Genomic DNA, 4968 nt, shown 5'->3' with positions numbered 1-4968 from the left:
CCTAGGGAACACCATCTTCAAGCTCCCGGGGGATGTCGAGGTGGCCGTGAACGCCAAGACGCAGCAGGCGACGACCGACATTCAGCGAGTTGGGGATGCGGCCAACAGCGTCCCGGATGCCGAGATCAACGCCCGAGTCAACGGCCTGAACCAGGTGCGGGTTGACCTCGATGCCCTGACCCGTTCTCGCACCGTGTCCATCACCGCGAAGCTCAACACACAGTTTGCTCAGACCATGGGGTGGGACAAGTGACCACGACCATCACGTACGCGAGCGGCACCATCACCGCCTACATGTCGAGTTTCGAGGGAGACACGCCCCTGCGCTCGATCGTCCACACGATCCTCGGACGCCCCGACCCGGACATCACCAAGCGCCCTTCAGGGCTCCGGAAGGGAACCCTGAAGCTCGTGTTCGAGACGGGCGCTGCAGCCGTTGCCGCGCGTGCGGTGCTGGCCGTCACCCAGCCACTCACCCTGTCCAACTCAGGCGTGGACGAGGTGTCGATGCAGTTCGTCGTTGCTGGCGGCGACCTGGGGCAGGTGCTCAGCAGCGGCGGCGTGTGGTCCCTTGAGGTTCCGTATCAGGAGATCTCGTGACCACCTTCAGCGAGCACGTCTACACAGCCCGCATTCTCGATGCCGGCGGAGACATCACCCTGTCTCTCGACGAGAACACCGGCGGGAACATCACCCTGGATGCGGCGGCGATCCCTCATGTGAAGTCATCGGTTCCGGTGGCAGTGGAGGACGCGCTTGAGCTCACGAAGATGGACCCGCGAGACTCTCGACGTGTGGTCCTGACCGCCGCCCGTGATGGCGGAACCACGAGGACGTTCGACCTCGGCATCCGTGAGGCGGCCCCGGACCGGGCGGGCGGAACGGTCACGCTCACGCTCGCGTCTGATGAGGCGCTGGTGATGGACTACGCGCAGCTCGTCGACGACAACGGCCCGCGCGCCTACCAGGCGTCGCTGCGCGCGGTGTGCGACTACGTGCTCGAGAAGGTCACGGGCCTGGCACCGAACCGGGCGCAGAACCCGCGAGCGACGACCACCGCGCAGTGGACGGCAACGCAGTCCGGCGCGGGATTGCCGACGTTCACCACGGCCTCGACGCCGGGCCTGAACGTTGGCGGCGAGGGCATCGACACGTTCGTGCGAGCGCAGGCGACCGCGGACAGCACCTATCTGGATGTGCGTGGCCTGACGACGAACAACGTCCTGGTGGCCCCGCTCGGCTCGTCGATCACGGTTTCGTCGTGGGTGCGCCCGTCGTCGATCGGTGCGCCGTTGGGGCGGGTGTATGTGCAGCAGTATGCCGGTGGAGTGTTGCTCGGCACGCAGGATGCCGTGGTGCCGGTCGCGTCCGGGCAGTTCACGCGGGTGAGTCTCACGGTGACCCGGATGGCTGGCGCGGATCGGGTTGTGCCGATCTTCCGTGTGACCGGTGTCGCCCCGACCGGCTCGCGCCTGGACGCGACGGGGTTTGTCACGGAGCAGACGTCCCGGCTGGGCACGTACCGGGATCGGGTGCTCGCACCGGGCACGGTCGATGCGGACGCTACCGCGATCTGGGGTGTGAAGAACCTGTTCCCCGATCCGTCGGTGGAGAACGCCACCCCGGCTTTCGCGGGCGATGTGGGCGCGCCCAACGTGGTCCGCGACGGTGCCACGTACGCACCCCCGTACCAGGGCTCCTACCTCCTGCGCGTGCAGGCCACCGCGACCACGGGCCTTTCCATCGGGCAGATCACCCCGATGGGCGTCAGCGCCGGGGCAACCTACACCGCCTCCGCGTACCTGCGCTCCTATGCGGGGAACACGAAGCAAGCGCGCATCATCATCCGGTGGACCGGCCCGTCGGGCAACTTCATCCGAGACGAACAGTCCGCCTACGTGATGACCTCCGCGACTGCGTGGACCCGGTACGTGCTCACCTCCCGCGCCCCGGCCGGTGCGTCGGGTGCGCGGGTATTCATCGAGTGGGCGGGCGCGCACGCGGTCGGGAACCTGCATTTCGTCGACGGGGTGATGTTCCACGAGGGCAACGAGGCCATCCCGCTGTTCACCGGCGGCACGCCCACCGACGCCTACACGTACGCGTGGGACAAGGACGTGAACGCCTCCGCCTCGACCCGCACCCCAACGAGTGTCGAGCGGCTGCCGGAGTCGCTGCTCTGGCGGGCCGGGGTGTCAGGGATGGCGTTCCTGGAACCGCTGCTGAAAGCGGCAGGGCTCCGCCTTGTGTGTGACGAGCAGCGGCGGTGGACGCTCCGCGCGGCCGACTACCGGGCGACCGGCAACCAGACCTACCGGTACGCGGTGAACATCGAGACCGCCGACGAGAAGCTCTCCCGCGAGGACGACGCCTGGTGTGACGCCGCGGTCTACGTCTACACGTGGACGGACAGCAGCGGCATCGAGCAGACCCGCACCGACGCCTTCGCCCTCACCACCCCTCCCACGAAGGTGCTGCGCGTCGAGCTCCGGGACACCGTGTATCCCGGCCCCGGCCGCGCGGAGAACATCGTGCGCCGCGCACAGGGCCGAGGGCGCACCGTGACCGTCTCCGCGATACCGACCTGGGACGAGCGCACCGACCAGTACCTCAGCATCCTGCTCGAAGGCACCCCGATCCAAACCGGCCTCGCCTCCACCGTCCGCTACGACCTCGCCACCGACACCGTGACCGTCTCGGCGCGCACCGTCGACACCCCCGCCGGGGCGATTGACCTCGCCATCGGAACCATCGACGGCGGCTCCGCCGGAACCATCGACACCGACACCTGACAGGAGACGACATCATGCCTCTCACTCCCACACCCGGCACGGACGCGGCCCTCGCAAACATGCCGCTCGTCCCCGGCACGGGGCTCCGCTCCGACCTCGACGAGTACATCAACCAGACGCGCGACTTCATCGCAGGCGGCCCCGCGAACTGGAAGCCCGGCGTCACCCTGCCCGCCTCGAAGATCGGAAGCGGATCCGTTCCCGTCGCGAACGGCGGCACGGGCGCGACGACCGCGGCGACCGCACGGACGAACCTCGACATCACCGCGGGCAACACGAAGTCCGGGCCGACCGGCGCATCCAACGTGCAGGCCGACCTCGACTTCCTCAGCGCGAACAAGGCCTCCACCGGCGACGTGGCCGCGAAGGCGAACCAAGCAGACCTGGACTATGTGCAGGCCGGGAACATGAAACCCGACGTGTACAACCGCAGCATCACCGGCACCCGCCGCGCGCTCTGGGTCCAGGACAACGGCCTCATCGGATACGCCGCCTCGACCGAACGGTACAAGAAGTTCATTCGCCCTCACGAGGTCACGGACGAGCAGATCGCGATGCTCACCCTCGTGTCCTACCAGTGGCGCGCCGCGGTCGCCGAGGACGACCGCCGAGAGGTCGGCCTCATCGCCGAGCGCCTCGTCGACGCGGGCCTCGAATGGGTCGTGTTCTTCAACGAGGAGGGCACCCCCGAGGGCATCAACTACGAGATGATCGGCGTCGCACTGCTCCCCGCCGTGCAACGCCTCCTGACCCGCGTCGCCGCGCTGGAGGCCCGAGAATGAGCCCGCTGGACATCATCCCCATCCCCGGCCATCCCGGCAAGCACGCGCGCCGCGTCATCGTCGAGGCATGGCAGGCCGCCGGCCGCCCACCGATCAACAGTGCCCTCCGGTTGTACGACGAGCAGAAGTACTTCTACGACGGATGGGTCGACCGGATTCCCGGATTCAACCCGGCCGACAACCCCGACGACGAGACGCAGCAGCTCGCCCACGTACGCGGCGTGGCCCTCGACATCGACCCGACCCCCGACCGCGTGCGTCGCCTCGCCGCGGCCGGACTCATCCGCCCATTCTCATACGAGCCGTGGCACTGGACCGTCCCCAACGTTCGCACCTATCCGATCGCCCGCATCATCCCGACCACCGCCGGGGGACTCGCCCCCGACACCGACACCATTCAGGAGGAAGACATGCCCAACGGCTACTACGCAAAAGGCGACAAGTCCGCCGAGGTCTACTGGATCGACCAGACCACCGGAAAGCGCCGCAAGGTGCCCAAGGGCGAACTCACCGCAGCGCAGGCGTTCAACGTCGCCACCGGCGGCAAGTTCGGCGCCGGCCATGTCGCCGTGATGCCCCAGTCAGACTTCGATGCCATCCCCAAGATCTGAACGGACACACTCATGAACAAGACCGCCGTCTTCATCACCTTCGCCATCCTCGCCGCCCTCGGCCTGATCGGCTCCCTCTACCTCCTCGTCGAACGACCCGACGCGTCCGCGACGTTCACCGCCCTACTCGTCCAGATCCTCGGGCTCGTCGTCGTCGCCGCCGGAACGTTCTACGCCCTCGGCAAGACGAACGAGAAGATCGAGGACGTCCAGAAGCAGACGAACGGAAACCTGTCTCGTCGCGACGCCGAGATCGAGCGACTCACCCGCGAGAACGTCGAGCTCGCCAAGCTCGTGCCAGCCGACACGGGCAGCATCGAAACCGGCGACAAGCTACGCCGCGACCTCTAGCTCTCGAGTCCGCACTTCGCGGAAGCTGCGCGGAGACCTTCCCACGTGAAGTCTTCGTTCTCGTTCGCTGGCTGATCGAGCGGGTAGCCTTCCGCTTCCATGCAGGCCGCCCTCTCGGCATCGGTCGAGGGAGTCGGAGCGGGCACCGGCGAGCCGCAGGCAGCTAGGAGCAGCACTAGGGATGCGCAAGAGACGACCGCGATTCGCTTCATGTGTCGATATTAAGGGCGGGCACCCCATCTGGGATAGGGTCACCCATTCCGAAACCCCGCACTTACCCCGCACATTCGATGAGCGAGCATGATGACCGCTGACTGCGTCTGAACAGTCGCTCCAAGGGGACTGATGTCATATGACACCCCGCGCAAACCTCTGATATGCGTCCGCCTTGAATTACAAGTACGGTGCGCTACCAATTGCGCCAAGTCGGCG

At 67.1% G+C, this 4968-nt stretch carries 6 protein-coding genes; all 6 read left to right on the top strand.

Going from position 1 to position 4968, the window contains the following annotated elements; translation table 11 throughout:
* Nucleotides 1-253, top strand: a 253-nt coding sequence (locus tag FFS56_RS20330; RefSeq protein ID WP_171011073.1) for a hypothetical protein, incomplete at its 5' end; no start/stop codon positions are given.
* Entirely contained in the window at nucleotides 250-600 is a 351-nt protein-coding gene (locus tag FFS56_RS20325) for a hypothetical protein (RefSeq protein ID WP_137771893.1), read from the top strand. The genes FFS56_RS20330 and FFS56_RS20325, both read left to right, overlap by 4 nt.
* On the top strand, nucleotides 597-2792 hold the full coding sequence (locus tag FFS56_RS20320; protein WP_137771892.1) for a hypothetical protein: 2196 nt from the start codon (nucleotides 597-599) through the stop codon (nucleotides 2790-2792). The genes FFS56_RS20325 and FFS56_RS20320 overlap by 4 nt, the downstream gene beginning before the upstream one ends.
* A 14-nt stretch (nucleotides 2793-2806) precedes the next feature.
* Nucleotides 2807-3574, top strand: coding sequence for a tail fiber domain-containing protein (locus FFS56_RS20315; RefSeq protein WP_137771891.1), 768 nt, complete (start codon nucleotides 2807-2809; stop codon nucleotides 3572-3574).
* Nucleotides 3571-4185, top strand: coding sequence for a hypothetical protein (locus FFS56_RS20310; RefSeq protein WP_137771890.1), 615 nt, complete (start codon nucleotides 3571-3573; stop codon nucleotides 4183-4185). Before FFS56_RS20315 ends, FFS56_RS20310 begins: the two co-directional genes overlap by 4 nt.
* A gap of 12 nt (nucleotides 4186-4197) precedes the next feature.
* Nucleotides 4198-4536, top strand: coding sequence for a hypothetical protein (locus tag FFS56_RS20305; protein ID WP_137771889.1), 339 nt, complete (start codon nucleotides 4198-4200; stop codon nucleotides 4534-4536).
* Nucleotides 4537-4968 lie beyond the last annotated feature (432 nt).

The sequence above is a fragment of the Microbacterium sp. Beta genome (assembly GCF_005502545.1).
In the GTDB taxonomy this organism is placed as follows: Bacteria; Actinomycetota; Actinomycetes; order Actinomycetales; family Microbacteriaceae; genus Microbacterium; species Microbacterium oxydans.
The sequence above is the reverse complement of the archived record's forward strand: the minus strand, read 5'-3'. Positions and strand labels throughout refer to the sequence as shown.